Here is a 26,467-nt window from a genome sequence, read left to right on the forward strand (position 1 = left end):
GTAAATATCTGTTTGCATGGCATAAATATTGGAGCTGGGTGCGACTTGTTGCTCCCGGCTCTATATTTGTGCGCTTTAATTGAACTAACTAGCGAGCGCAAAATAAATAAATCGTAAATCAAATCTAAATCCAACGAAAAACCCACGAAACGAGGAAGCATGAAATTAAACGACGCTGTTGCTAAAGTATATGCCTTCCTCAACAAAATTGCCCTTAATACACCCATCGTAAGTAAGCTTTTCAAGAATCGCACTGCTGAAACTAGTACTGCTGAAACTACCGTAATCGAAACTGTTACATCCGAAACTAATCCTGCAGACTCAAACTCTTCCGAGCAGACTTCCGCAAGCGCGCAGCCCACCGTAGGCGCGCAAAAAACCAAGCAAAAATCCAAGCTCCGCCGCATCGTTGAACCAATCGCATTCGTGTTGGCAGGTATTTTGTGCTTCAGTTACCCTGTTGTTTCAACGCTTTGGAACAATCGCGTGTCGAAGGAAATTTCTAACGCGTACGACAAGTATAACCACGATCAGGCTGGTGATGTGCGCCGCGCTCACATTCGCGCCGCGAAGCTTTACAATAAAACTCGCAAGAATATGCTTACCACGGATCCGTATGGTCCGAATGGTCAAAAAGACGTAACTAACACACCTGAATACAAGCGTTATCTTAAAGCGCTTGAGGAACCTATGGGCATTATCGGCATCGTAAAAATTCCGAAAATTGGTGTAAAACTTCCTATTTATCACGGCAGTTCGCAAGAAGTTTTGGCGCGCGGCGCTGGTCATTTGTACGGCACGGATTTGCCGGTTGGTGGCAAGAACCGCCACACAGTTATTACCGCGCACACGGGTCTTGCGGATGCAACCATGTTCGACGATTTGGTGAATTTAAAGAAGGGCGACTACTTCTACCTTGACGTGCAAGGCGAAACTTTACGATACAAAGTGTTCCGCATCAGCGTGGTTGAGCCACACGATATTAGTTTGTTGCAGCGCGAAAAGGGGCGCGACTTGGCGACTCTGCTAACGTGTACCCCGTATGGTGTGAACTCGCATAGGCTTTTGGTGACGGGGTATCGTGTGCTGCCGGACCCTGTGAAGCCGCCGGATGACCACGTGCAATGGCCGCTTTGGATGACGCTATTCGTGGTTGCAATGGCGTTCTCATTGATTGTTTTGTCCATGATGATTGCTGCTGCAACGTCTAAGCGAGGGCGACAGCTCGACATTCGCGGCAAGCATTTGCTGATCCTTTCGCGCAAAATGCTGCGTAAGTTGCGTCGCGAGTAACGCGACGACTGTGCGGTGAGCGTTGTGACTGCGCGCGCTAAATCGCAGCGCTAAAGCAGGTCGTTACTAACGCAGTCACTAATCTGTACCAGTAACAAAAAACGGCAGAAACTTTACAACCGCGCGCAGTTTATGCTGCTTCCCAACTAGATTCCGGCAGAAACTTTACGCGCGTGTAAAGAAAAAGTCGGCTACGAGCGAAAAAACGGCAGAAACTTTACAACCGCGCGCAGTTTATGCTGCTTCCCAACTAGATTCCGGCAGAAACTTTACGCGCGCGCTGTGCTGCGCTCAAGCAGGTCGTCGCGCCTGCGTTTGGAAGCAAAAGTAGCGCAAACCCTCCAAATGTGAGATAAGTTCCCCGCAAATGGAGTGATTCGCAGCAGATAACACTCCAAACGTGAGATAACACTCGCGCGAGTTTTGTAGGCGAGCGCGTTACTGCGCGAGCGTAAAATTTAGGTCATTTGCGCATATCGTCGGTTGGCTGAAAAATTTACGGTTTATATTGCACAACGCGCCAACATTAGTTGGTAAATCAGCAATATTTTTTTAAAAAACATTGTCAAAATGCAAGGTTGTTGAAAAATTCTGTAAATTATATGTTAACTACAGATTTTTTACATGTTACTTGCGGAAAGGTGTTTGCGAGAAAATGGCGTAATTTAGCCATTTTCCTATCCTAAATATAATTTTTTCAAATTTTATTTGCTAAATTAACAAGTTAAAAAAGTTTTTTCTCTTTAAACAAGTGCTAGAGTATATGAAAAATATTTTGTTGCACTTGCAAAAATGCATCATTATTTGCTGTTTGCATGGGGGGGGGGTATGCCTCTTGTGTGATATTTAGCGGAAATGATTCAAACCAGCGTAACAAAAATATTTACACCCGTATGAAAGATTTTGGCAGTCAGTATGAAAGATTTTGTCAGCTGGCTTGAGTTTGTTATAGCTAGAACCGAAATTTTTCCGGGATAACAACCACCATTTTGAAGGAGAGTATGTTTATGAAGTTCAAACGAACGTCATATCTGACTCGTTTAGCAGCATTAGGCGTGGCTGCGGCGACGCTTATGGTACCGCTTGGTACAGCAAATGCTAAAGACAATAGTGCTGAGAACAATAATCTCGCACAAGTTGTAAATCAAAAGAATAAGAATAAGAAGAATAAAACTACTAAATATCTTGATCCTAAGATTGTTAGCAGAATAGTTAATAATCCATTTAATAGGACTGGTACTTCTAATAAGCCTGTTACTGTTATCGTTACTTTGAAGAAACAGCCAAAACTTCCTTCGGAACAAGCTGAAGACAGTAATAAAGTTGACCAGAATCGTCTTATTGGAAAATGGTCTTCAAAATATGGCATGACAGTACGTCGCCAATTTGGTTACCTGATGAATGGTTTTGAAGCAACATTACCAGCTAACAAAGTTGCGGCTTTACGTCATGAACATGAAGTAGCTTCTGTTGCAAAAGAACGTTTGTATTATCCTCTTGAAAATTATGCTCGCGGTTTGCAGGGTGTAAATGAAGAATTTAAGAAGCGTGGACTTGATGGAACTGGAATGCTTGTGGCTATCATCGACACTGGTATTGATCCAAGTCACCATGATATGAAGCTTGATTTCAAAGCTGAAAAAGCTCGTAAGATTCAGAAGACATTCCCGTCTAATGGTGTAAAGTTCACCAATAAAGTTCCTGCTGGATTCAACTATGCTGATGAAAACTACACTATTACAGATAGTGGTGCAGAGCAGCATGGCATGCACGTAGCTGGTATTGTGGCAGCTAATGGTGATGATGAGAATAAGCCAGCTGATAAAAACGGTCATATTAACGGCATTGCTCCAAATGCTCAGCTACTTGCAATGAAAGTATTTTCAAATAAGCCGGGAGCGCACGGAGCTCGTGATGCTGATATAGTTGCTGCAATTGAGGATTCTGTAAAGCTTCATGCAGACGTTATTAACATGTCTCTCGGCTCAGATAACGGTTTTGGTGGAACTTCTAACGCTACATCTCTCGCTTTAAAGAAGGCTCGCGAAGCTGGTGTGCTTCCAGTTATTTCTGCAGGAAACTCCGGTTTAAGCTTCTCTACATCTGGAGGAACTAATGATGCATTAGGAAAGTGGGATGATGCAACTCTCGGCTCGCCATCTTCTTATCCTTCTGCTTTCAGCGTTGCTTCTGTAGAAAATTCTTATATTATTCAAACCGCTGGTTCATATACGGATAAAGCTAATAAGACAACTGAGATTCCTTACTCTATAGCCTCAGGAAAAGCTGATGGTAAAGAACATGAGATTGTGAATATCGGTCTTGGCAAAAAAGATGAAGTTAAGGATTTGAATCTTCACGGAAAGTACGCTTTAGTTGAACGTGGCGCAATAGCATTTAGTGAAAAATTCCAGAATGCTATTGATAAGGGTGCTGATGGTGTAATCGTTTATAACAAAGCTGGCGATTCGGCACAGTTCCTCGGCATGGCTGGAGTTGATAAGTTCACATGCTTTGGAGCATCAATTCGTCGTGAAGATGCTTTAAAGATTGTTGATGCACTCAAAGCTAATGCAAGTGGTACAGTTAAGGTTTCCTTCTCTGATAAGACAATGGGCATTGCAAATCCTGATAAGTTGCATCCTTCTAGCTTTACTTCTTGGGGTCCAACGCCAGAACTTGATTTTAAGCCTCATATTGCTGGCATCGGCGGTAACGTGTGGTCTACTCAGAACAACAACAAGTACACTAATATGTCTGGTACTTCTATGGCTGCTCCAAACGTTTCCGGTCTTTCAGCTTTGGTGATGGAAAGCTATATGAAGCGTTTCCCTAAGCTTTCTCCAAAAGATCGTGCTACTCGTGTTGAACAAGCCTTGATGAATACGGCTGAGATTCTCAATAATTCCAGCAATGTACCATTTGCTCCCCGTCAAATCGGCGCTGGCTTAGCTCAGGTTGATAAAGCTGTTGCTACTAACGTGATTGCAACAGTCAATGGCAATTCGTACGTGGCTCTACGCCAGGTTAATGGAGATCGTAAGTTCACTGTTAAACTGCATAATTATGGAGATAAGGCTGTAACTTATGAAGTTCCTAAACAAAATGTTGTTAATGAATCTAATAATGCTAATGCAGAAACTACTACCTCTATTAGCTCAGAAACATTAGCTTCTTCGACTAATACAGTTACAGTAGATCCTAAGTCAGAAAAGGAAGTAGAGTTTACATTAACTCCAGACGTGACTCGCGACCATTATGTTGAAGGTTGGGCGCGTTTTACTTCAAAGACTTCTGGGGAACCAGATTTGGCTGTTCCATATCTTGGCTTTGTTGGAAATTGGGATAAGGAACCAATTCTTGTAAAGCCTGGTGAAGAGTATCTTCAAAATGCAATTAATATGACTACTTCGCTGATTGCCGAAAGTTATTTTGGTGATGTGCAAGTTAATGATGAAGCTCCTGGTCATTTAGAATTTTCTCCAAATGGTGATGAGTTATTCGATAAGATACGACCATCATTAGCATTATTCCGTAATGCAAGTTTAATACAGTATTCTGTTTTGGATAATTCTGGTAAGACTGTTGCAGAAGTAGGAGAGGAACATGACGTTTCTCGTTCTAATTTCTCAGAATTATTACGTGATCCAAGAGCATTAAATAGTTCTATTGATTTTGATGGAACTATTTATGATAAGACATCTACTGATATTGCGCATTTTAATAAGAAACTTCCTGATGGCAAATATATTTATCGAGTAAAAGCTTGCTTGACTAAGGATATGTGCCAGACGACTGATATGCATTTTAACCTTGATACTAAAGCTCCAACCGTTACAATTAGCGAACCTGATAATGATGGTAAAATCACCATTACAGCTCATGATGAGTTAAGTGAAACGTTGAGTGATCCAGGTGTAAAAGTTAATGGTAACAGTGATTATGTCAAGGTTGATGAGAAGGACTGCAGCGAAACTCATGACGCAAATGGCTATACTCGCACTTGCAAAGTTAATGTAGGTAAGGATGCTTATTACGTCAATGTCAGTTTGCATGATGGCGGTTTCAATGAAACCAATACTTCCAAAGTGTTTAAGGGATTTGCTAATAAAAAGATTCTCATAAATAATGAGGTTAATCTTAAGAATATTGGCATTAAGGATGTCACTGCTAAAAAAGATAACGGTGTTGATAAATATAGCATCGAAATCTCTGGACGTATTGCTGATGGTTGCAAGGATGTGAAAGCTTATGTTCAATCAGGAACTGAAGCAGAAAAAGAATTAGCTGTTAAGACAGATGATTCTGAATTTAGCTTTACAGCCCCTATTAAACAAGGTGCTAATACAATAAAAGTTAAGGCAAAAGGTTCTGATAATAAAGAAGTAGTTGAAACTCTTGCAACTAATTTCGACGGAAAAGCACCAACAATTAAACTAACTAATGCAGATAGTAATGGGAATGTAACAATTGACCAAACTGGTGCAGTAGAAGTTAAAGGTGAAGTTAAGGACGATACTAATCCAAAGCAGAATCTTACGTTTACTGTCAAGTATAGTAAAGATGAGGTTGTTGATGGTGAAGTCCAGAGTGAACAAGTGGAAGAGCCTGTAAATGTTGCTACTGATGGCTCATTTACTGTAAAAGTTATTCCATCTGCTAGTACATATTCAGTTACCTTGGTTGCTAATGATGGAGTTAACACAGCTACTCAGAATGTAGGTTTCGCTAATCGCGTTATGCCAACAAAGACAGAGCCAAAGCTTTATAATATTTCACTGAGTAATGCTAATAGCTTAGGAGCATACAACTGGATTGTTCCTGGAAATAGTGGTACTTCGCTCGATTCATTCACCGCAAACGGCAAAGTAAGTAACAAAGCTACAGAAATACTATTTACAAAAGCTAATCGAGTTAAAGATGATGGTTCGGGGTATGAGGATTTTGATCCTATAGCTGCAACAATCACTAAGTCCACTAATGCAAATGCTGATTCTACATTCACGGTAACTCTGCCAATGCATCCTGGAATAAATGACTTTAGGATGATTGTCAAAGAGGGAAGTGATGTGGTATTAGACACTCCAGTTGCTTTCTACTTCGACAGACAGGCTCCAGAAGTAATGTTTAGTACTCCAAAGTTGTATGGCGGCAGAATATTCACTAATAATGACACTGTGAAATTCAAGGGTGTTATTAGTGATGATTTTGCTGGTTATACTCTTAAGATTAATAATCTTATTGCTTCAGACAACTTCAGTACTGATTCTAAAGGCAAAGAAACTAATGCTCAGAGCTTCGATAGAGATGTTGAAGTTAAAAATGGAGAGTTTGTGTTAATCCAAGCCATCGATCAGATGTCTAGCGCACTGTATGGTCGTGCTCCTGTTATTGTTGATAAGGATGCTCCTTCTGTGACACTTGGAATAAAGGACAATGATCATGTTGAAGCAAATCATAAGATTTCTGTAACAGCTAAAGATGATCATTTGAAGTTATTGCGAGTGAAGATTGATGGTAAAGAAGTAAATCATGCAAGTAATGGTCTTAAAGAAACGGATATTAAGCTGAGTAAGAATAATCCTTACGATGCTACTTTTGCCGATCTGAAAGATCTGAAGGATCCGCTGAAGGTAGATGTTGATTTCAATTCACTTTCTGCCGGAAAGCACTTAATCACAGTTGAAGCTGTTGATTATGCGGGTAACGTTGCAACGAAGAATACTTCCGCAGAATTCGTCGTTGAAAAGAAGTCGAATGATGGTCATGGGAACGATCATGGTTCCTCCTCTGTAACTGTCAATCCTCCTTCCGCTTCAACTCCAGCACCTAAAGCTCCTGAATCTACCGCAAAGCTAGATCAGTCGCTTAAGGGAAGCCTTGTTGCTGGTGAACACATGAATGATGTTGTTCGTGCTGGTAAGAGCAATCCTGTGAAGTTGTATTTCGCTGGCATGGATGCTCCTGCTAAGGGTGATGCTGGCTCTAAGTCTCACAAGACTAAGGTCTCTTCTGCCACGAGCGAGTTCATCAAGGAACTTAAGAAAAACAAGGTTGCTTACGCTTATGCTTACATGTATTCTTCGCCTGTGTTATTGAAGGGCGCAGATGGATCTAAGTATGTGAAAGTAACTTTGGATAAGAATGGTCAACCTCAGTTTAATGTTGTGATTCCAGCTGGCTACTCCGGTAAGCATACGATTGTTTTGCTTAACGATAAAGGTGAGCAGCTTGCTTGGGCTAACGTGTGGGTTGTTCCTGAGAATGCTACAGCGTTCGATGAAACAGTTGCAGAGATTAACCTGAAGTATTCGGAGCTTCATTCTGGTACTGGATTCGGCAACGGGCTTGGTACTGGATTTGGTAACGGATTAGGTGCTGGTTCTGGATTCGGCACATTTACTGGCACTACTTACGTTGGTACAGACGGAAATGCCGCCAGCGGAAGTGGTAGCGCAGGTGCCGCATCCGGCGATGCCGCTGCCAATAATGGCAACGCAAGTGCTGCGAATGGCAACGCTGCTGCAAAGCAGAGGGCTGCTGAAAAGGAGCAGGCTGCCGCTAAGTCTGCCGCCAAGAAGATGACTTCTGATTTGGCGATGACTGGTAGCAGTGTGATTGGTATGGTTGTGACGTTTATGGTGTTGCTTGCAAGCGGTGCTGTAACGTTTAAAACTCGCCGCCATCATGTGCACGCAAGCAAGTAAATAAACAAAATAAGTAAAAAAGTAAATAAACAAAGAGCACTCTTCATCTTCTAGTAAGGTGGGAGTGCTCTTTTTGTATGTAATATATTTTGTGGAATAACCTGAATAACCCATATTTTGTTGTATGTAATATATTGCGAATATTCTAATTGCTCCATAAATTTTAAGGTTAAAATAACGTAATTTTAGATATTTTTCGCAAAATCTTTTAAATCTTAAATAGTGGTTGAAATCTGCCTTGGGGGGGGGGGTATAGTTGCAAGAACTGTGGCTGCAATTAAGAGAGGTTTTGCAGTGCTGTGTAGTTTCTGATTTTGTAATGATGACTACACAAATTTTGAGAGTTTGAACTTAACGAAGGTGATTAGAGATGTTTCCGCAGCGTCGTCGTAACAGTCTTTCTAAGATTATGCGCGTAATTTGCGGTTTCACGTCCTGCGTGCTGACTCTAGCAACTCTCGCGATTGTGCCTATCACTCCGTCGAGTGCTTCAACCGAAGAAACAACGCCTAAGACCTCAGAGCGTGCTGAGATTAAGGGTAATCAAGAGCTTAAGAATAAAGACGAACATAAGTCTGATAAAAAAGCTGAGCAGCAACCTGTTAGTAATCTTGAACAACATACTTCCGCAACGGCTAATACAAATCCTAAGAACGAAGTTTCCAATAAAGATAAAGAAGCTGATCAAAACAGTAAAAATAAAAAAGCTAAAAACGCTGCTGAAGCCGCGCAAACTGGTTCGAACGGTGACAGAAGTTCTACCAACACTACCGAAAACGGAGCGCAATTCTATAATCCTGAGTATTTACGTACTCTGAATATTGTTGCTGGAAATCTTTCTACAAGTGCAAACAATAAGTCGGGCGCTCCTAGGAGTAAGCCAATTCACGGCAATAGGAAAATTAAGCGTGGATATCTTCCTGTTGGTACGCGGTTTGAAATTAAGCCAGATGCAAATGATAAAGAAGACGCGTACGAGTGGGCTAATTTTGAAGGCGAGCAATGCGCTGTAGCCAATGATGCGTCAGCCAATAATAAACAGTGCAAGGAAACGAAAGCTATTCCATCCGATAATTCAAAAAGTTATGGCGTTATAACTTTCCGTCCAAATAGGTGGACTAAAGCAGGTCGTTACAAAGTGCATGTAATTGTGCACTATCCAGATGGAAAATCTACTTCCGATGATGCAAATGCTGGAAATAGCAAAGGTGGTAAGCCTTCGCCTGTTTATGCAAATGTAGTTGTTACGCGATTTGATCCTCACGATAGTGATTTACAACTTTCAATAATTAGCAAAGACAAAGAAGATTTGAAATATGGACAATCTGATAACTCAGATTTAGTGTTATTGGCTGGTCAAGAGGTTAAGAAAACCACTTTTGATGCTTCTGCGCATTTTGGCATAGGCAATATTAATCAGCGTGTGATTTGCTATAAGAAAGATAAGAATGGAAATCCTGTTGATGGAAAATACGAGTCTGGTGGAATTAACGGGCTTGAATTAAAACAAGATACTAACGTAACAGTTTGGAAGCATGCCAGTTACGATCAGCAAAAGAAGTGCTTTGATGATCCTGCTAATGGCTGCAAGATGGATGATTTACTTTATGACGATTACGTGTACAACGAGTATGTTAAAACACATCCGAATTTTGAACCTAAGCGAGTAAATGAGCGTACAGTAGGACAGTTTAAGGGAACTGTAAAGAAAACCGGTGATTTTGTGTGCAAAGTTTATGCTTTAAGAAATTCTGTTAAAGATGACGGCGCGCAAGACAAGCAAGATGATGCTTTAGTAAAGAAGTTTGATCAAATAGCTGCAGAAAAACACAATAAGATTGATGAAATTGATTCTGCGCTAAAGTCAGAAAATTTGTTTAAGTCAAGTAAAGGCATTACTTGGGAAGCTAAGACTTTGAACATTACTGTTCGCAAAATGTCTTACTATTATCAGCCTAATTATGGTGATGGAATTAATACTCTTCCAGGTCAATATGCGACTTCTATTGTGCCGCTTAACCAGTGCGGAGTTGGCGAAAATTGCAGTAAGAAGTTAGCTAGAACTCGTAATCTTCCTGACGGAACTTGGTTTGAAATAAAGCCATATAAAAATGATTCTGAGCATCCAGTTCCTGATTGGGCCTCATTTATTGATGAAGATAACATTGATCAAAGTAACAAACCTACCAAAGCTGGGAGTGAAGTCGGAGAAGATAGTAGTGATGCTTCCGGTGCAGTGTACGGAAAAATTACTGTAAGAATGAGCACTTGGATTAAAACAGGGCATTACAATGTGCCAGTGGTTGCGCATTATCCTGATGGCTCCTCTTCAGAGGATGAAGATTCTAGTAACGAAGGTAAGCCTATCTATTTGAAAGTCTCGGTCAATAATTCTCCACGGATTAATAATGATGATTTAAAGTTACGTGTGACGACCGAAAAAGCTTCTGCTGATGGTGAGTCTGACTCGCAAAACGACGATTATGGTGATGTAGATCCAGACCAGGGCATCACAATGATGCGCGGAATGCGATTTTTGAATCCGTATATTGATGCGTGGTCATTGCGTGAAGTGGGTAAGAAAATTTCGCTGAAAGTTTTGTGCACTAAGGTTAGCAAAGATAGCAAAGCTAGCAAAGACGGCTCTGTTAACGCTAATAGCTCTAGTGGTGTGGGTGTTTGGTCTAGTAGCGTTAATGGCTTGACTGCTCCTACGGAGAACCAAATTCATAATTGGGATCATATTAAAACTGTTGCTGAACTTGAAAAGTGCAAGAATAATTCAGCTTCGTGTGATGCAAGTCGTACCCTATTTAGACGAGACGTTGAAGCTAGCGATTGGGATGAAGAAAATCCATTCTATGCAGTCGAACGCACGGATTCGATTATTGGCGGTGCGCCTAAAGAAACGGGCGATTATCAATGCGTTGTGTATGCGTTGAAGCCGACTGCGCTTGCTGCTTATACAAATAAAGTGGGTAGCGCAACTTCCGTACAAAATGGCGATACTCTTCTTAACGGCGTCGCTGGTCTCGAAAAAGGCAAGGACTGGACGATGACCGCGGTCAAAATTCACGTTGTTGAGCCTTTTAAACTGCCAAAGACGGGATTCGCCGGCTGGAACATGATTCTTAGCGTTGCTACAACGATTTTCACAAGTCTTATGGTTCTTGCGTTTGCTCTCGACCAAACACAGTGGGGGCGCGCATTTATGAAAAATTTTGTATACCAAAATTCTGCTCAAAAGGTCAGTGAAATAGCTGTTCAAAAGGGCACTGAAGTATCTGCTCGCAAGGGCACTGAAATAAAGGAGAAGAAATGAATAATTTCACAAAACGATGCGTCGCCGCATTCGCCTCGCTCGCAATGGCTGGGACGCTGTGCGCGGCGGGTGCTGTGACAGTGTCCAGCGTTGCGTGGGGTGTTGATCAAACTCAAGGCGGTGTTGCTGGTCTTAATAACCCATCTCAAGCTCAAGTGCTTGATGAGGCTCCGTGGAAGCTCGATGATACCAAGAAGAACAAGACTTATTCCCTCACTATTTTCAAGTGGAAAGACGAGGTTGAAAAAGGCAAACAGAAGAAGTCAACTCCTGTTCCTGGTGCTAAGTTCACTGTAAAAAAGGTGACAAAGATTGGTAGCGATACTATTGACTTAACTAAGTACGCCGATTGGGTTAAGGTCGCCAATCAGATGGATAAGCTTAATAAAAACACTGCTACTGTGACCACTGAAGCTGTTACTGGTTCTCCAAAAGATACTGATGCTAGTGGTGTTGCGAAGTTCGATCTCGGAATCGGCCTGTACCAAGTTACAGAATCAAATCCTCCAAAGGGCTTCTCTGCTGCAGAATCCAAGCCATTCTATATGACAATCCCAAGGATTGATAAGGATAATAAAGGCAACGTAGTCTACAATTATGCTCCATACGCGGATCCAAAGAACAAGGATTTGAGCGATAGCGTTAAGAAGACTGCGGATACTTCTAAAACTGTTGGCGCTGGCGATAAGATTTCCTACACCATTAGCGCTGAGCTTGACAAGATGAAGGAGAAGCCTGAGGCTGGAAAAACCACTGCTGATCTTGCTGACATTGATTTTAACGGCTATTCTGTAGTCGATCTCGCTCCTGCTAATGCTTTTGTTTATCCTACTGACATTGCTAGCGTAGTTACAAAGGTACAACTTGGAACCGGCGAAGCACCTGTAGCTAGCGATACGACGCTTCCTACTGCTGACTACACCGTTGCTAAAGACGCAAATCAAATTGCTGCTACAACCACTGACGTTGCTCGCGATAAGATTGTTGTATCTTTCAATGATGCCGGTAAAGCTGCGCTTGCTAAAGCGGCAAACGACAATGCTGGCAAAGTTGTAAGGGTATTTGTCACCTTAGAGTTTACTCTTGCTGGTTCGGATGTTCTTGGCAACAGCACTGTTGCTAACAAGGGTGGCTTAATTCCTTCGCACGAGGGTAAGACCCCAGACGTTGTTGAAGGTAAAAAGTACAAGGAAGTGAAGTTCTCAAAGTTCACTATTCAGAAGCTTTCTGCAAAGGATAAGTCCAAGGTTACAGGTGCAAAGTTTAAGCTGTTTGCCGATGAAACTAGTGCAAATACGTGCTCTCAGGCTATTACCGACGGAAAGAAAGATAACGAATTGGCCACCGCTTGCTCTGCTGCTTCTACTAACTTTGGTGAGCAAGAAGCAAAGGGCGCTGAGGCTAAGACTGCTGAATATTCAGTAGTTCGCGGTAAGACGTACTACGTTGTGGAAACTGCTGCTCCAACCGGCTACATTCGTAATCCTAAGGCTGTTGCAGTAAAGGTTGAGGATACTGACGCTACCAAGAACTTCGAGTTCCAAGATGTTCCAGATGATAGCCAACACGCTTGGTTCAACCTTCTTCCAAAGACCGGTGCTGCTGGCGTAATCATCTTCGCAGTTATCGGCATGTGCTTCGTTGGTTCCGGATTCTTTGTGTACATGCGTCGTCGCAAGAAGGAAGAGGAGCAGGATAAGCTCCGCGCTTAGTTAATCCCTTTCTTTAAGCATTAACGAAAATGGGGAGTCGGGCGCGCGTTAACTAACGCTTTCCCGGCTCCCTGTTTATTTATTGGAGGAATTATGAAGCTAGCTAATTTTACAGAGTCTGCTCGCGCGCTATTTAAGCGGCTGACTCGTATGTGCACTAATAAGTCCTCCAAAAGTGCGCGAGATTCCGCAAGCTCGCAAGATTCCGCAAGCTCTGGAATCACTGCATCTTCCGAAAATACTGAATCTGCGCAATCTCCATCATCGCAAAAGCAGTCTTCCCTAAAACCAATGTCCCCACTTCGCAAGCTGGCTGAGCCGATTGCGCTTGTTACTATTGGCATTTTGTGTTTCAGCTATCCTGTGGTTTCTACTTTGGTCAACAATCACGCTGCCAAGGAACTCTCAATCGAGTACGACAAATTAAATAAGGAAAAACCTAAAGAAAATCGCGCGGAAATTTTGCGAAAAGCGCGTGAATACAACGCTCGCCACAAGGCGATTATTAGCGCGGACCCGTATAACGGCAATAACGATTACATGGACACTCCCGAATATAAAGAGTACGAAAAAGTGCTTAGTGAGCCGATGGGAATTATGGGCATCGTGAAAATACCAAAAATTGGCGTGAGACTGCCGATTTACCACGGAACTACTCAAGATACTCTAGCAATGGGCGCGGGGCATTTGTACGGCACGGATTTGCCGGTGGGTGGCAAAAGCAGACACACGGTTGTGACGGCGCATACGGGTATGCCGGATGCCACGATGTTCGACGATTTAAACACGCTGAAAAAAGGCGACTACTTCTATTTTGATGTGCAAGGCAAAACTCTTCGGTACAAAGTGTTTCGCATAAATGTGGTGGAGCCGAACGATATTCGCTTGCTGCGGCGCGAGAAGGGGCGCGACTTGGCGACGCTGATTACGTGTACGCCGTACGGAATTAACACGCACAGGCTGCTCGTGACGGGGTATCGTGTGCTGCCGGATCCTGCCAACGTGCCGGGCGACCATATGCAGTGGCCGCTGTGGATGACGCTGTTTGTGATATCGATGGTGATGTCTGCGGTGTTGATGGCGATGATGCTGGTTGCGTCGTTGCAAAAGAAGAATGGTGTGAGTAGTCTGCAAGGCAGGCATTTGCTGGCGGTTTCGCGCAAAATGCTGCGTAATTTACGGCGCAAGTAGCGCGACGACCTGCCTGAGCGCAAATCGTCGTGTGCTTGCGTGGTTTTTGGCTGGCGGGTTTCTTGTGTGGCTGTGATTGTCGTGAATTTCTTTTGCTGTGGAGCGAGTTTTTGGGGATTTCTCTCCTCGCAAGTTCCCGTCCTTCGTCGCTCTGGCTGTTAAAGACGATTATTGTGTTCGCCTTTCTTTAAAGAATGTTGCTTCCTCAGTCCTCTTTTATTGCTCGTAAAGAAATCCCCCAAACTCTGCGTGTTTAATCGTTAATAACCGTGCTCATCGCAGAGATTTTTCGATTTTTCTTCTTCGCTTGGCGAATCAGCAGCCTGCGGCTCTGACGTTCGCCGCGCTCAGTGCGAAAAATCTCAAATCTCACCGCACGAATATTTGTTCCGACCAAGCAACACCCACCCTCACTACTAGTAAAACCGCTAGTGTTTTGTGGTACGGTAGGAGTGCCTGGTGTGGCGCATGCAGTAGCACGGATGCTAGTGTTCGTTAATCAACAGGAATCAGCGTCTGCAGAGCATTGATGCAAAGCTTCTTTACTCGTCAGATTGTGCTTTCTTAAGATAATAAAGAAAGCACAATGCGACACGCCGGCTTGCGTACGCTCTCATTCTGAGTATAGTAGTTATTCGGTTCGCGAAACGAGCCAAGATAACCAACGCCCCTTTAGCTCAGTTGGTTAGAGCAGCTGACTCTTAATCAGCGTGTCCAGGGTTCGAATCCCTGAGGGGGCACAAGCAAAACCCAAGCTTCACCGCTTGGGTTTTTTCGTATCTAATCCCTCCGTCACGCATATGCAGCAGCGCGCGTTTGTCCTTCTTTGCAGTCAAGCTGGAAACATGACCTCGTCAAATATGATGCCGCAATTATTCCAGGATGATGCCCATCTTGAACAGCCGCAACCGTCGCAACAACTGCTGCTAAATTTAGCACAGTCGCAGTCGCAACAAGTTCAGTCGCAGCCGCAACCGCTTACTCCGCAGCAAGCTCAGCCGCGCCAGCTCCCTTTAAAAGCTGCCGACACGACTGCCGAAAACCCGTGGCCTGTTGCAATCTTAAGCCAAAAGTTCCACAGTGCAGTAGAACGGTGGCCAGCAGCGTGGATTGAGGGTCAAATCGTCGAAATTAACATGCGCCGCGCATCTTCCGGCTACATCACTCTTCGCGACAGCAACGAAGAAGTGTCGATTTCCGTAATGGGCTTCAGCAATTTCGTGCAGCAGGCGCGCGAACTTCGTCAAGGCGACCGCGTAGTCGTTCACGGCAAGGCGGATATTTGGGTAAAAGCCACGCGTTTAAGCTTCGTTGCGGACGAAATCCGCCGCGTCGGTGCAGGCGACTTAAAAGCGCAAATTGACGAGTTGCGAAAAAAGCTTAAGGGCGAAGGTCTATTTGACGCTGAAAATAAGGTGCCGCTGCCGGAATTTCCTAAGTGCATCGGCCTCGTGTGTGCGCCTCAGGCTCGCGCAGAGGGCGATGTTATTACGAATGTGAATTTGCGCTGGCCTGTTACGCGTTTTAAAGTTGTTCACGCGCACGTGCAGGGCGTGCAGTGCCCGGCGGATATTATTGCCGCAATCAAGCAGCTCGATGCAGACCCAGAGGTTGATGTTATTATCGTTGCCCGCGGCGGCGGTAGCTTTGAGGATTTGATTGGTTTTTCGGATGAAGGCGTGGTTCGGGCTACTGCTGCGTGCGTGACGCCGATTGTGTCTGCAATCGGCCACGAGGACGATTGGACGCTGATTGATTTGGCTGCAGACATGCGCGCTTCGACTCCTACGGATGCTGCAAAGCGCGTTGTTCCGGACGTGCGCGAGCAGTGGCAGCTTATTGATAACGCGTTGCAAACTATGCGCATGCGAATTTCTGCGCGCGTTGACAATGAGATTCGCCTCGTTGAAGGTTATGCGAATCGCCCGAGCCTTACGCGCCCGAGCACTATGCTTGAACCGCACGAGCGCTTGGTTGAGCAGGCTGTTGAGCGAATGCGTCACGGTTTGGTGCGACTTCTTGACGATGCGAGCTTGACTGTTGAGAAGGCTCACGCAAGCTTGACTGCGTTAAGTCCGCAATCGACTTTAAATCGCGGGTACGCTGTTGTGCAGCTCAGCGGTGGGCGAGTGCTTGACGACGCGGCTTTAGCGGAAGTTGGCGACGATATGACAGTTACGCTTAAAAGCGGTGTGGTTCTTGGTAAGGTGACTGGTACTAAGGTAGCTGGAACAAAAGTAGCTGCCGGAAAGTCAGCTGGTATGCAGAAGTCTAAAACAAAGTCGTCTGCCGTAAAGTCAAGTAAGTAATTTTTTAGATATTTTAGATATTTATTTAGATACAACGAAAGGTTAGATATGAGCGAGAAAGTAACGAAAAAAGCGGAAGAAGTAGCGGCAGAAAGTAACGAAAGTGCAGAATTTGCAAGCACTCTTACGAAAGAAGAGCGCGCTGCGATTGGGGCGATGCCGTACGAAGAAGCTCGCGAAAAGCTGGTTCAGGCGGTTCAAGCGTTGGAAGCTGGCGGTTTGACGCTTGACCAGTCCATGCGTCAGTGGGAGATTGGCGAGGCGTTGGCAAAGCGCGCGCAGGGTTTGCTTGCCACTGTTCGCGCTAAGTTGGACGCGGCACAAGCTGAACAGTCGGCGACGGCTGCAACTGCTGGCACGCAGTCTAATCTTGAATCTTGATCGCGTAGCCGACTTTTTCTTTACGCGGCTGTAAAGTTTTTGCCGTTTTGTCGCCTTAATCCGACCGAAACTTTACATGGTTGCACAGTTTCTGCCGTTTTTTGGTGTGTAGCCGACTTTTTCTTTACGTGGCTGTAAAGTTTCTGCCGTTCCGATCAGTCGCCTAGCCTAAATTGTTGCTCGCATAATTGTGCGCGAATCACGCCATGGTGTATAATTGCCATTTGTTGCCTCGGTAGCTCAGTGGATAGAGCACCACTCTCCTAAAGTGGGTGTCGTCAGTTCGATTCTGATCCGGGGCACTTTTATTACTTGTTTGCTTTTGCTATATCTCTTAGAACAAGTTGGACTGTTTTAGTATCTCCATCTTCTAGTGCAATAGCAAGATATTCATCAATTGCTTCCTGTGTGTCTAAGTATTTACTTGCGTCAAACGTTGAAAAACTAACCTTGTCCATCTTATTGTTCCTCGTGTAATTGTCCTGTCAATTTATATTAGCAAAGTTGCCAATGTTAGGGGATAGTGTTAGATTATTTCTAACTTAAGCGATGATCCGTTATCGGCGGGGAGTTTTCGGAAGAACGGCGAGTGTTTGTAAGATTCTCGCTTATTAGAACCGACGGGGTTGGCCCGTACAGCCAAACACGAGAGGCTATAAGAATAGTTCGATTGCGTCGCGTATCTGCGTCGCATATTCGCGTTGCGCACTTGCGCACTTGCGTTACGTAATCATCTTATAGCAAGCGAGGTGGTACCGCGGCAGTAACTGTCGTCCTCGCAGGGAAATATTCACCCTGTTGAGCGAGGAGAGCACAGTGAGCGAATCCACTAATCCAGCAGCAAACGCGTCCGAAAATACGTCCGAAAATACGTCCGCAAATACTTCCGCAAATACGTCCGTAAATCACGTATATCCAAAGGTAAGTGTTTCTGCATCAACGCAAGAAAACGCCGGCGCGCAAGTTGCACCAAATCCTTCCTTCCCAAAGCTTGAAGAGTCAGTTCTCCAATACTGGGATGCAAACAACACTTTCCGCAAGTCAATCGAATATCGCCCGTCCGGCAAGGGTAGCCAAAACGAGTTCGTGTTCTTCGACGGCCCTCCATTCGCAAACGGTCTTCCTCACTACGGCCACTTGCTCACAGGCTACGCAAAAGACGTCGTTCCGCGCTATCAGACTATGCGCGGCCGCAAAGTAAACCGCGTTTTTGGTTGGGATACTCACGGTCTTCCTGCAGAGTTGGAAGCGCAGAAGGAACTCGGCATCGAGTCAGTTGAGCAAATCGAAAAAATGGGAATCGCGAAGTTTAACGATGCTTGCCGTGCCAGCGTTTTAAAGTACACGAACGAGTGGCAAAACTACGTACATCGTCAGGCTCGCTGGGTTGATTTCGAGCGCGGCTACAAAACATTGAACATTCCATACATGGAATCCGTAATGTGGGCATTTAAGCAGCTTTATGATAAGGGTTTGGCTTACAAGGGTTACCGCGTGCTTCCGTACTGCCCGAAGGACCAAACTCCACTTTCAGCGCACGAGCTTCGCATGGATGCGGACGTTTACCAGAATCGTCAGGACACCACCGTTTCCGTCGCTGTTAAGCTTCGCGACGAAGCCGACGCTTACGCAGTCTTCTGGACTACTACTCCTTGGACTGTGCCAACCAACTTCGCAATCGTAGTTGGCGCAGACATCGACTACGTGGAAGTTCGCCCAACTGAAGGCAAATTCGCAGGCAAAAAGTTCTACATCGGTAAGCCTTTGCTTGGCTCCTACACTAAGGAACTTGGCGAAAATTACGAAGTTGTGCGCGAACTTAAGGGCGCGCAGATGGCTGGTTGGCGCTACTACCCAGTATTCCCATACTTTGCAAGCGAATCTGCACTCGCAGAGGGTGGCACTCCTGGTCCTAACGCTTTTACGATTTTCACTGCAGATTATGTTGACACCGCTGAAGGTACTGGCCTTGTTCACCAGGCTCCTTACGGCGAGGACGATATGAACACGCTTAACGCGCACGAAATTCGCAGCGTTGACGTGCTCGATGCAGGCTGCAAGTTTACAAGCGACTGCCCAGATTACGAAGGCTTGTACGTTTTCGACGCGAACTTGCCAATTTTGCGTAACTTGCGTGCAGGAGACGGTCCGCTTGCTCAAATGCCGGAAGATCAGCGCGCGTTGCTATTCCAAGAAAAAAGCTACGTGCACAGCTATCCTCATTGCTGGCGTTGCGCAACTCCGCTTATTTATAAGCCTGTTTCTAGCTGGTTTGTGTCTGTTACGAAGATTAAGAAGCGCTTGCTTGAGCTTAATCAGGAGATTAATTGGATTCCTGGAAACGTTAAGGACGGCCAGTTTGGTAAGTGGCTTTCTAACGCGCGCGACTGGTCGATTAGCCGTAACCGCTTCTGGGGCTCGCCAATTCCAGTGTGGGTGAGTGACGATCCAAAGTATCCTCGCGTAGACGTGTACGGCTCTTTGGAAGAACTTAAGGCTGATTTTGGCGACTATCCGCGCGACGACGACGGCAATGTGAATATGCACCGCCCGTATATCGATCGCCTTACTCGTCCAAATCCAGATGATCCTACCGGAAAGTCGCAAATGCACCGTATTACGGACGTTCTCGACTGCTGGTTTGAGTCCGGTTCCATGCCTTTCGCGCAATTCCATTATCCGTTTGAAAATAAGGAATTCTTCGAAGAGCACTTCCCATGCGATTACATCGTTGAATACATTGGTCAGACTCGCGGTTGGTTCTACACACTTCACATTATGGCTACGGCTCTATTCGACCGCCCGGCTTATAAGAACGTGATTTGCCACGGCATTGTGCTTGGTTCCGACGGCCAGAAGATGAGTAAGCATTTGCGTAATTACCCGGATGTTAACGGCGTTTTCAACGAATACGGTTCTGACGCAATGCGCTGGTTCCTCATGTCTTCACCAATTTTGCGCGGTGGCAATTTGATTGTGACTGCAGACGGCATTAGGGATACTGTTCGTCAGGTTATGCTTCCAGTTTGGAGCTCGTATTACTTCTTCACGCTGTATGCGAACGCTGCAAACGGTGGTAAGGGTTACGATGCTCGTCGCCTTCGCGCGGATGAGGTTGCAGGACTTTGCAACATGGATCGCTACTTGCTTGCTCGCACGCGTTTGCTTGTTGAGCGCGTAGAAAAGTGCTTGAACGAGTTTGCGATTAGCGATGCTTGCGCGGCAGTAAGCGATTTTATTGACGTGCTTACGAATTGGTATATTCGTGGCAGCCGTGACCGCTTCTGGAATGAAGACGAGACTGCTTTCAACACGCTTTACACTGTGTTGGAAGTGTTCATGCGCACGATTGCTCCTCTTGCTCCTATGGAAGCTGAGGCTGTGTGGCGCGGTCTTACAGGCGGCGAATCCGTGCATTTGGCTGATTGGCCTTATTTGGTTGAGCCTGAGACTCTTTCGGATGGTGAGCCAAATCCTAAGGCTGGCGAAGTCACTGAGCTTGGCGCTGTTCTTGCGCACGACGATGCTTTGGTTGCTGCTATGGATAAGGTTCGCGAGGTTGTGTCTTCTGCGCTTTCGTTGCGTAAGGCGGAACAGTTGCGTGTGCGCCAGCCGTTAGCAAACTTGACTGTTGTTGCAGAAAATACTGCCGCTGTTGAGCCTTACGAGCAGGTTCTTGAGCGTGAGCTTAACGTGAAGAATGTTACATTCTGCACGTTGCAAGATGCAAGCGAACACGGTTTGAAGATTGTTCACGAGCTTAAGGTGAACGCGCGCGCAGCTGGCCCTCGTTTGGGTAAGCAAGTGCAGTTTGCTATTAAGTCTTCTAAGAGTGGCGATTGGCGAGTTGACGAGTCTGGTGCTCCTGTTGTTCAGACTCCAAACGGCGAAGTTGCGCTTGTTGAGGGCGAGTATGAGCTTGTAAATCGCGTTGAGTCTTCGGATGCTCAAGCGGCTCAAAATACGGCTTCTGCTGCAATGCCAACTGGCGGTTTCGTTATGCTTGACACTGCTTTGACTAGCGATTTGCTTGCTGAAGGTTATGCTCGCGATGCTATTCGCGCTGTTCAAGATGCGCGCAAGGAGAACGGTTTGGATATTAGTGACCGAATCGCTTTGACTTTGAGCGTGCCAGCTTCGGACGTTGCTAAAGTTGAGCAGTTCCGTGATTTGATTGCGGAGGAGACTTTGGCTACGAGCTTCGAGGTTGTTGAGGCTGATTCTAGCGCAACTGATCTTAGCGTAACTCTTAAGCGTGCGTAGCTTAAGTGCAAATCTTAGCTAACTAAACAAAACGTGCCGGTGTATTTCAATACGTCGGCACGTTTCTGTTATTGCTGCGCTATATATGTTGAGGCTCGCCATTACGATAGTAAGCGTTTTTAGGAGGTAGTTTATGGCATCGTCGGCAGCAATTGGCGTTTTTGATTCGGGGCTTGGGGGAATTTCCGTAGCTCGTCAGTTGCATGCTGTTCTTCCGCATGAGCGAATTATTTATTTCGGCGATTCTGCAAACGCGCCATACGGCATTAAAACTCCTGAAGAAGTCAAAAAGCTGAGCTTTGCAATCGTCGAGCATTTTGTTCGTCTAAATGTAAAAGCTGTTGTAATTGCTTGTAATACCGCCACTTCCGCAGCTGTGAACGATTTGCGCGCGCATTACAATATACCTATCATAGGTATGGAGCCGGCGCTTAAATTAGCTTGCGATTTAGGCAAAGGTGAGTCTCAGCGCGTAATCGTAGCTGCAACTCCGCTTACTCTTCGCGAGCGCAAGTTTGCGGATTTGCTGCAACGTTTTTCGCAAAATAACACGATTTTTTCGCAGCCTTGTCCTGATTTAGTGCGTATTGTTGAGCGTGGGGAGCTTAATGATCGTGATGTAGTTTTTGCTGCTCTTCGCAAGTATTTCGACGAGTATGATTTAGACAGTATTGATTCGGTTGTGCTGGGTTGTACTCATTTTGTGTTTTATAGGGATTATTTCCGCGAGTTTTTGCCTGCGCGCACGAATATTGTTGACGGCAACGAAGGAACTATTAATCATTTGCGCAAAATATTGGAACTTAATAATGAGCTTGCAAGCGATTCTCAAGAAGGCAGCATAACTCTTACTAATTCGGATACAAGCTTGCGCATGCAGCAACTTGCGAAGAGCTTGTGCTGAAAGACTTGCGTTAAAATCTTGCGTTAAGACTTTGCGCTAAAAATCGCTCTTATTCAGCCAAAAAATACTTTAGAATATTGGCACAAAATCAAAGTAAGCAATGCCGCAACCCAAAGCACGTCTATGAGCAAGTCGTATCGCAAACGGTAGTAGCTTTCAACCAAGCTAAAACGCTTAACAAGCAACTTTTGCGAACTTACGCTTGCGTGAGTCAACGATATAAATTGCATTGTTGTGGAGAACATAAGCACAATGCACCACGGGCACAACGCGTGAATTACGAACATAGATTGCGAAAACAGCCAGTAAGCGTAGGCAAGTGCGCATAATCCACCAAGCCAAGTGCAAATTGCAAACCATCGCGGCACACGTACGCGAATCATTCCAATAACTGCGAGCGTTACGAATACGCTTTCTGCAGCAATTCCAAAGAATGCGTTTGGGAAGCTTAATTCGCCAAATTTCACAATTTCTGCCTGCCAAGTTTGCGCAACTCTAGAGCAGGATACTACGCTGTTGAAGTCGCAACTGAGCAGCTTATTAGGTTCGCGTGCTAAAGCAAGGGTTTCAGCAGAAAGTATAAGCGAAGTTACGAGTGCTACCGCAGAGAAAAATAGCATAATGCCATACGTCCATACTGCAGAGTGCCTCCATCCGCTAAGTGTTGTTTCATAGTCTTCTTTAGCGGCGTTAGTTTGCTCCATTGCTGCTCCTAAAAGTTACTAATTGCGAATGATGTGAATAATAATAAATAATAGCAAATAATTATGTGTGCATATTCATTTCTCGTTACATGGCACAGTTTACGATGATTATATGACCGCAATAAGCAACAACCAACACGACGCATCAAATCATGCTAGCGATAGCAACTCCAGCATGATGAATTTTGCGCGCGAACGCTGGGATTTGCACTGTCATACTGTTTATTCAGACGGTACTGCAACTCCAGAAGATTTAATTACGCAAGCTAAAATCGTTGGTTTGCAAGGTGTTGCTGTTACTGATCACGACACAACTGCAGGATGGCATGATTTTCAAGAGGCTGCTAAGGCTTCGAATATGCCAGTATTATTTGGTTCGGAGATTACCGCGCAAGACTCAGGCGTGTTTGTGCACATGCTCGCATACCAGTACAATCCGCAAAATAGCATGATTGTGAGCATGTTTGAGCTTACTAGGAAGCGTCGTTTTGATCGCACAAAGCGTATGGTTGAACGTATGTCGCGCGATTTTCCAATTACTTGGGATGACGTTTTAGCTCAAGCTAAGCTCGGTGACTTAACTACAATCGGGCGGCCGCATATCGCTGATGCTTTAGTAAAAGCTGGCGTTTATAAAACGCGTTCTGAAGCTTTTGCTGGGCCTATTTCTCCGTGCAGCCCGTACTATATACCAACTCCTTCTCCAAATGTTCGTGAAGTTATTGAAGCTGTTAAAGATGCTGGGGGAGTTGTTGTTATTGCGCATCCTGCTGATCCTACGCGTAACCGCGTGCTTCTTTCGGACGATCAGATTATATCGTTTGCTAAAGCTGGTCTTGACGGTTTAGAAGTGTATCATCGCGGAAATTCTAAAGCGCAGCGTGAAAGACTGCTTTCTTTAGCGAGTAAGTGCGATTTGCTTGTGACGGGCGGCTCGGATTGGCATGGCTATGGTAAGCCAAATCGTTTGGGCGAAGAAACAACAAGCCGCGAAGTAGTATCGGAAATACTCTTGCGCGGCTATAAGCTTTAAATTCCTTATTTACTATTTACTTAGTGTGGCGCGAGTTTTGGGGGATTTCTTTTTGCTGCTGCGCGAGTTTTGGCTGGTGTTTTGCTGGCGGGTTCCTTGCGTGGCTGTGAGGGTGGGTGTTACTTGTCTCGCAGCGCTCCGCTCTTATACCTTATTTGGACTTAGCGGTTGCGTAGTTAAGTTTAGTTTTTTTTACTTACTTTTTCTGCAAAAATAGTATTCGTCAATAAGATTATTACTATCGTTCCGCTTTTATATTGCTCGACCAAGCAACACCCACCCCTCACTACTAGTAAAACCGCTAGTGTTCTGTGGTACGGTAGGAGTGCCTGGCTTGATGTGTGCAGCAGCAATAACGCTAGTGTTCACTATGCAATAAATACTCAACGTCAGCAGAGCATTAATACTAAAGTTCACTAAGCAATAAATAATCGACGTTTGCAGAGCAATGCTGCAAAGCTTCAGAAGGTTTGGATAGAGTTCGCTATTTTAATTGAGCGCTCCGAAGCCTACTGAATGCTTTGGCGTATCGCCGATGAGCGCGTAAGACAGCGACGAAGCTGAGACCATAATAGTGCGCCCATTTACGTCCGTAAACTCAAGCATATCCTTGGAATCGTTAATCACTTTGCGCACTTCTTCTGCGCTTTGGTTGGTTTCAAAATCGATGGAATCAGAAACGTTTTTTACTCCTAAAACAACTCGCATACATGCTCCTTTTGCTTTTTACGCTATTTATCGTTTTAATTAGTATTTAGTATTTTATTTATCTTAGTCTAAGTCTGCTTGTGCGTCGCGCATCGCTCGTTCTTCACGTTCCAGAAGAGGAATGATTACGGTTTCTGGTTTATCGTCATAGTCTTGCATATTTTTTTCTTCATCTTCAGAAAGTTTTGAGTCAGAAGAAGTATTTGAGTCAGAAGAAGTCTCGTTTGCACTATCGACCTTACTGTCACGCTCAGCTATAACTTTATCCTTAACCTCAGAATCATTGTTGTTCTTGGTGTCCTTAGCTTCCTCAGCGCTACCAGCGTTATTGACGCTTTCAGGCTCATCACTAGCATAGCTATCAGCAGATTTACTCATTGCAGTTTGCACAATAGTTTCTGCGGTTTCGTGTACTGTTTGAGTTTTTACATGAGTAATTACTTGAGTTGCTGTGTCATCAGCGAGTTGTGCTGCTTTTTCAGCCTCCTCAGCGTTAGCTGCGTGTGTGCCAGCATATTGAACTTTGCGCTCATGAGTATCGTCGCTTATAGTTTTGTTGCTATCGTAAGTCTCGTCTTGAGCGTTATTTAATTCAGTATTTCCTTCTGAAGTAATGTCTCGCTCATTAGTTTCGTCGCTATTTCCAGTGTTTAGTTGGTTTTCAGTAGAATTATTCTTAGAAATTTGGCGACTTTGCGTATTGTCATTTTCAAGAAGCGTTCCAACTGTAATAGTCGAGGCAGGATTTCCTGTAGCACGACCAGTTTTAGCAGTTTGTGCATTGCTAATACGACTAAGCTCGTGCGCTAAACGCTCAACTTGAGCCTTAAAACGCATAATACTGGTGTTATCTGCACGTTGCAAAGCTTGAACAAAATCGCCAACTTGTTCCATTTGTAGCCACAAGTTTGCGCGGAGCATAATCAAACTATCTAAACGAGAACCCATAATTCTACCGTATGCAGAAAGCACTGCGTTTCGGCGCTGCTCGTTAAGTTTTGCAAAAATCCAAGCCAAATCGCGCGCAGGATCGTTAATTTGCATTCTTTGCCAATTTGTTACAGCAGTAATCGTTGAGCCGGTAAATAAAATGTCACCATCCATAAAACCGCCGTGTACTGGGCAAGTTTCAAATGACCACAATCCTTCAGTTTCCAACACTCTCGACCAACTGTCAGTAATTTCGGTTGGAATATGGCCGGCTTGACGAAGTCTTTTAATCCAACCGGTTAACTGTGCTCGAATTTGACCAGTAGTAAAAGCAGGGTATTTTCCGCGCGTCACGAAAGTAGGGCGCAAGCGATGAATAGCGCCGATTGCAGTTCCAACATTTGCGCAATCGTCGGTAGTAAGAAGACGCAAGTCGCGAGCGCTACCTTCAAGATGTTCACAAATAAGCACAGTGTCTTCATCGTTGTCGTTGGCAATAATGCTTGACATTCGTGTAGATTGCTGTTGAGTAGATTGCTTTTGCGCATATTGCTGGGTGCCAACAACTGTAGAATTTCCAGCGGTTACATTATTTGCAACATTTCCAGTGTTATTATTGGCATCTTCGCGTTTTCCTGGCATAAACGTGAGCATAGTGTCGTAAGCGAATCCCAAAGCTGCCAAATCTTTACTGTGCTCAAGAGTCCATGCTGCACGAGCCCGGTCATGCAAACGCTTGCGACCTTTACTATCCGCACTGATAAAAACGTCGTAAAGCTTACCGGAAATATCTTGCACAACGGCGTGAGAAATTCCAGCCGCGGTATCAGTGGCATTAACTTGCTCACTTTGGCGCGTTCCTGCAAACTGTACTTCGGGCATGGCTGCAGATGCCAGTGCTGCCAACTTGAATCTACTGAGTTGTGTCACACTCCCACAGTAATACAAAGCACCGAAATTTTGCCAATTTTTTGTAAGTTATACACATATTTTTATTCTTGTTGCGTAAG

Annotated in this window: 14 protein-coding genes and 2 tRNA genes; 12 read left to right on the plus strand and 4 right to left on the minus strand. The window is 44.8% G+C overall.

Translation table 11 applies throughout. The annotated features are described in order from the left end of the window. The first annotated feature begins 159 nt into the window (after window positions 1-159). The 9 genes from DOD25_RS00965 to DOD25_RS01005 all read left to right on the plus strand — a co-directional run bounded on the left by DOD25_RS00965 (window position 160) and on the right by DOD25_RS01005 (window position 17,217). On the plus strand, window positions 160-1,293 hold the full coding sequence (locus DOD25_RS00965; RefSeq protein ID WP_112928535.1) for a class C sortase: 1,134 nt from the start codon (window positions 160-162) through the stop codon (window positions 1,291-1,293). A 1,007-nt stretch (window positions 1,294-2,300) separates the two neighbouring features. Further along, a complete protein-coding gene (locus DOD25_RS00970) occupies window positions 2,301-8,000 on the plus strand; it encodes a S8 family serine peptidase (protein WP_112928536.1) in 5,700 nt (1,899 codons plus the stop codon). A gap of 370 nt (window positions 8,001-8,370) precedes the next feature. Next, window positions 8,371-11,322, plus strand: coding sequence for a hypothetical protein (locus DOD25_RS00975; protein WP_112928537.1), 2,952 nt, complete (start codon window positions 8,371-8,373; stop codon window positions 11,320-11,322). Next, on the plus strand, window positions 11,319-13,034 hold the full coding sequence (locus DOD25_RS00980) for a SpaH/EbpB family LPXTG-anchored major pilin (protein ID WP_112928538.1): 1,716 nt from the start codon (window positions 11,319-11,321) through the stop codon (window positions 13,032-13,034). Before DOD25_RS00975 ends, DOD25_RS00980 begins: the two co-directional genes overlap by 4 nt. A 93-nt stretch (window positions 13,035-13,127) precedes the next feature. Then, window positions 13,128-14,225, plus strand: a complete 1,098-nt coding sequence (locus tag DOD25_RS00985; RefSeq protein ID WP_112928539.1) for a class C sortase — start codon at window positions 13,128-13,130, stop codon at window positions 14,223-14,225. 666 nt (window positions 14,226-14,891) lie between these two features. Next, window positions 14,892-14,965: transfer RNA gene (locus DOD25_RS00990), tRNA-Lys, on the plus strand. Window positions 14,966-15,085: 120 nt separating this feature from the next. Continuing rightward, a complete protein-coding gene (gene xseA / locus DOD25_RS00995; protein WP_112928540.1) occupies window positions 15,086-16,534 on the plus strand; it encodes an exodeoxyribonuclease VII large subunit in 1,449 nt (482 codons plus the stop codon). 48 nt (window positions 16,535-16,582) lie between these two features. Beyond that, on the plus strand, window positions 16,583-16,915 hold the full coding sequence (locus DOD25_RS01000) for an exodeoxyribonuclease VII small subunit (RefSeq protein WP_112928541.1): 333 nt from the start codon (window positions 16,583-16,585) through the stop codon (window positions 16,913-16,915). 229 nt (window positions 16,916-17,144) lie between these two features. Beyond that, a tRNA-Arg gene (locus tag DOD25_RS01005) sits at window positions 17,145-17,217 on the plus strand. A 6-nt stretch (window positions 17,218-17,223) separates the two neighbouring features. Here the strand turns inward: DOD25_RS01005 and DOD25_RS06400 are convergent. Then, window positions 17,224-17,373, minus strand: a complete 150-nt coding sequence (locus tag DOD25_RS06400) for a helix-turn-helix domain-containing transcriptional regulator (protein WP_004105159.1) — start codon at window positions 17,371-17,373, stop codon at window positions 17,224-17,226. 358 nt (window positions 17,374-17,731) lie between these two features. Here DOD25_RS06400 and ileS point away from each other — a divergent pair, with 358 nt between their 5' ends. Further along, window positions 17,732-21,178, plus strand: coding sequence for a mupirocin-resistant isoleucine--tRNA ligase (gene ileS, locus DOD25_RS01010; RefSeq protein WP_064340288.1), 3,447 nt, complete (start codon window positions 17,732-17,734; stop codon window positions 21,176-21,178). A gap of 133 nt (window positions 21,179-21,311) precedes the next feature. After that, on the plus strand, window positions 21,312-22,082 hold the full coding sequence (murI, locus tag DOD25_RS01015; protein WP_064340287.1) for a glutamate racemase: 771 nt from the start codon (window positions 21,312-21,314) through the stop codon (window positions 22,080-22,082). A gap of 53 nt (window positions 22,083-22,135) precedes the next feature. Here the strand turns inward: murI and DOD25_RS01020 are convergent, their stop codons facing one another. Next, on the minus strand, window positions 22,136-22,786 hold the full coding sequence (locus tag DOD25_RS01020) for a vitamin K epoxide reductase family protein (RefSeq protein ID WP_112928542.1): 651 nt from the start codon (window positions 22,784-22,786) through the stop codon (window positions 22,136-22,138). Window positions 22,787-22,898: 112 nt separating this feature from the next. Here DOD25_RS01020 and DOD25_RS01025 point away from each other — a divergent pair, with 112 nt between their 5' ends. Beyond that, complete coding sequence (locus DOD25_RS01025; protein ID WP_180947423.1) at window positions 22,899-23,819, plus strand: PHP domain-containing protein; 921 nt, start codon at window positions 22,899-22,901, stop codon at window positions 23,817-23,819. A gap of 489 nt (window positions 23,820-24,308) precedes the next feature. Here DOD25_RS01025 and DOD25_RS01030 read toward each other — a convergent pair whose 3' ends face one another. Next, window positions 24,309-24,527, minus strand: coding sequence for a DUF3107 domain-containing protein (locus DOD25_RS01030; RefSeq protein WP_004105154.1), 219 nt, complete (start codon window positions 24,525-24,527; stop codon window positions 24,309-24,311). A 63-nt stretch (window positions 24,528-24,590) separates the two neighbouring features. Next, window positions 24,591-26,339: a phosphotransferase gene (locus DOD25_RS01035; protein WP_064340292.1), complete on the minus strand. Its 1,749-nt coding sequence runs from the start codon at window positions 26,337-26,339 to the stop codon at window positions 24,591-24,593. Window positions 26,340-26,467: the final 128 nt, after the last annotated feature.

The sequence above is a fragment of the Gardnerella leopoldii genome, assembly GCF_003293675.1.
In the GTDB taxonomy this organism is placed as follows: Bacteria; Actinomycetota; Actinomycetes; order Actinomycetales; family Bifidobacteriaceae; genus Bifidobacterium; species Bifidobacterium leopoldii.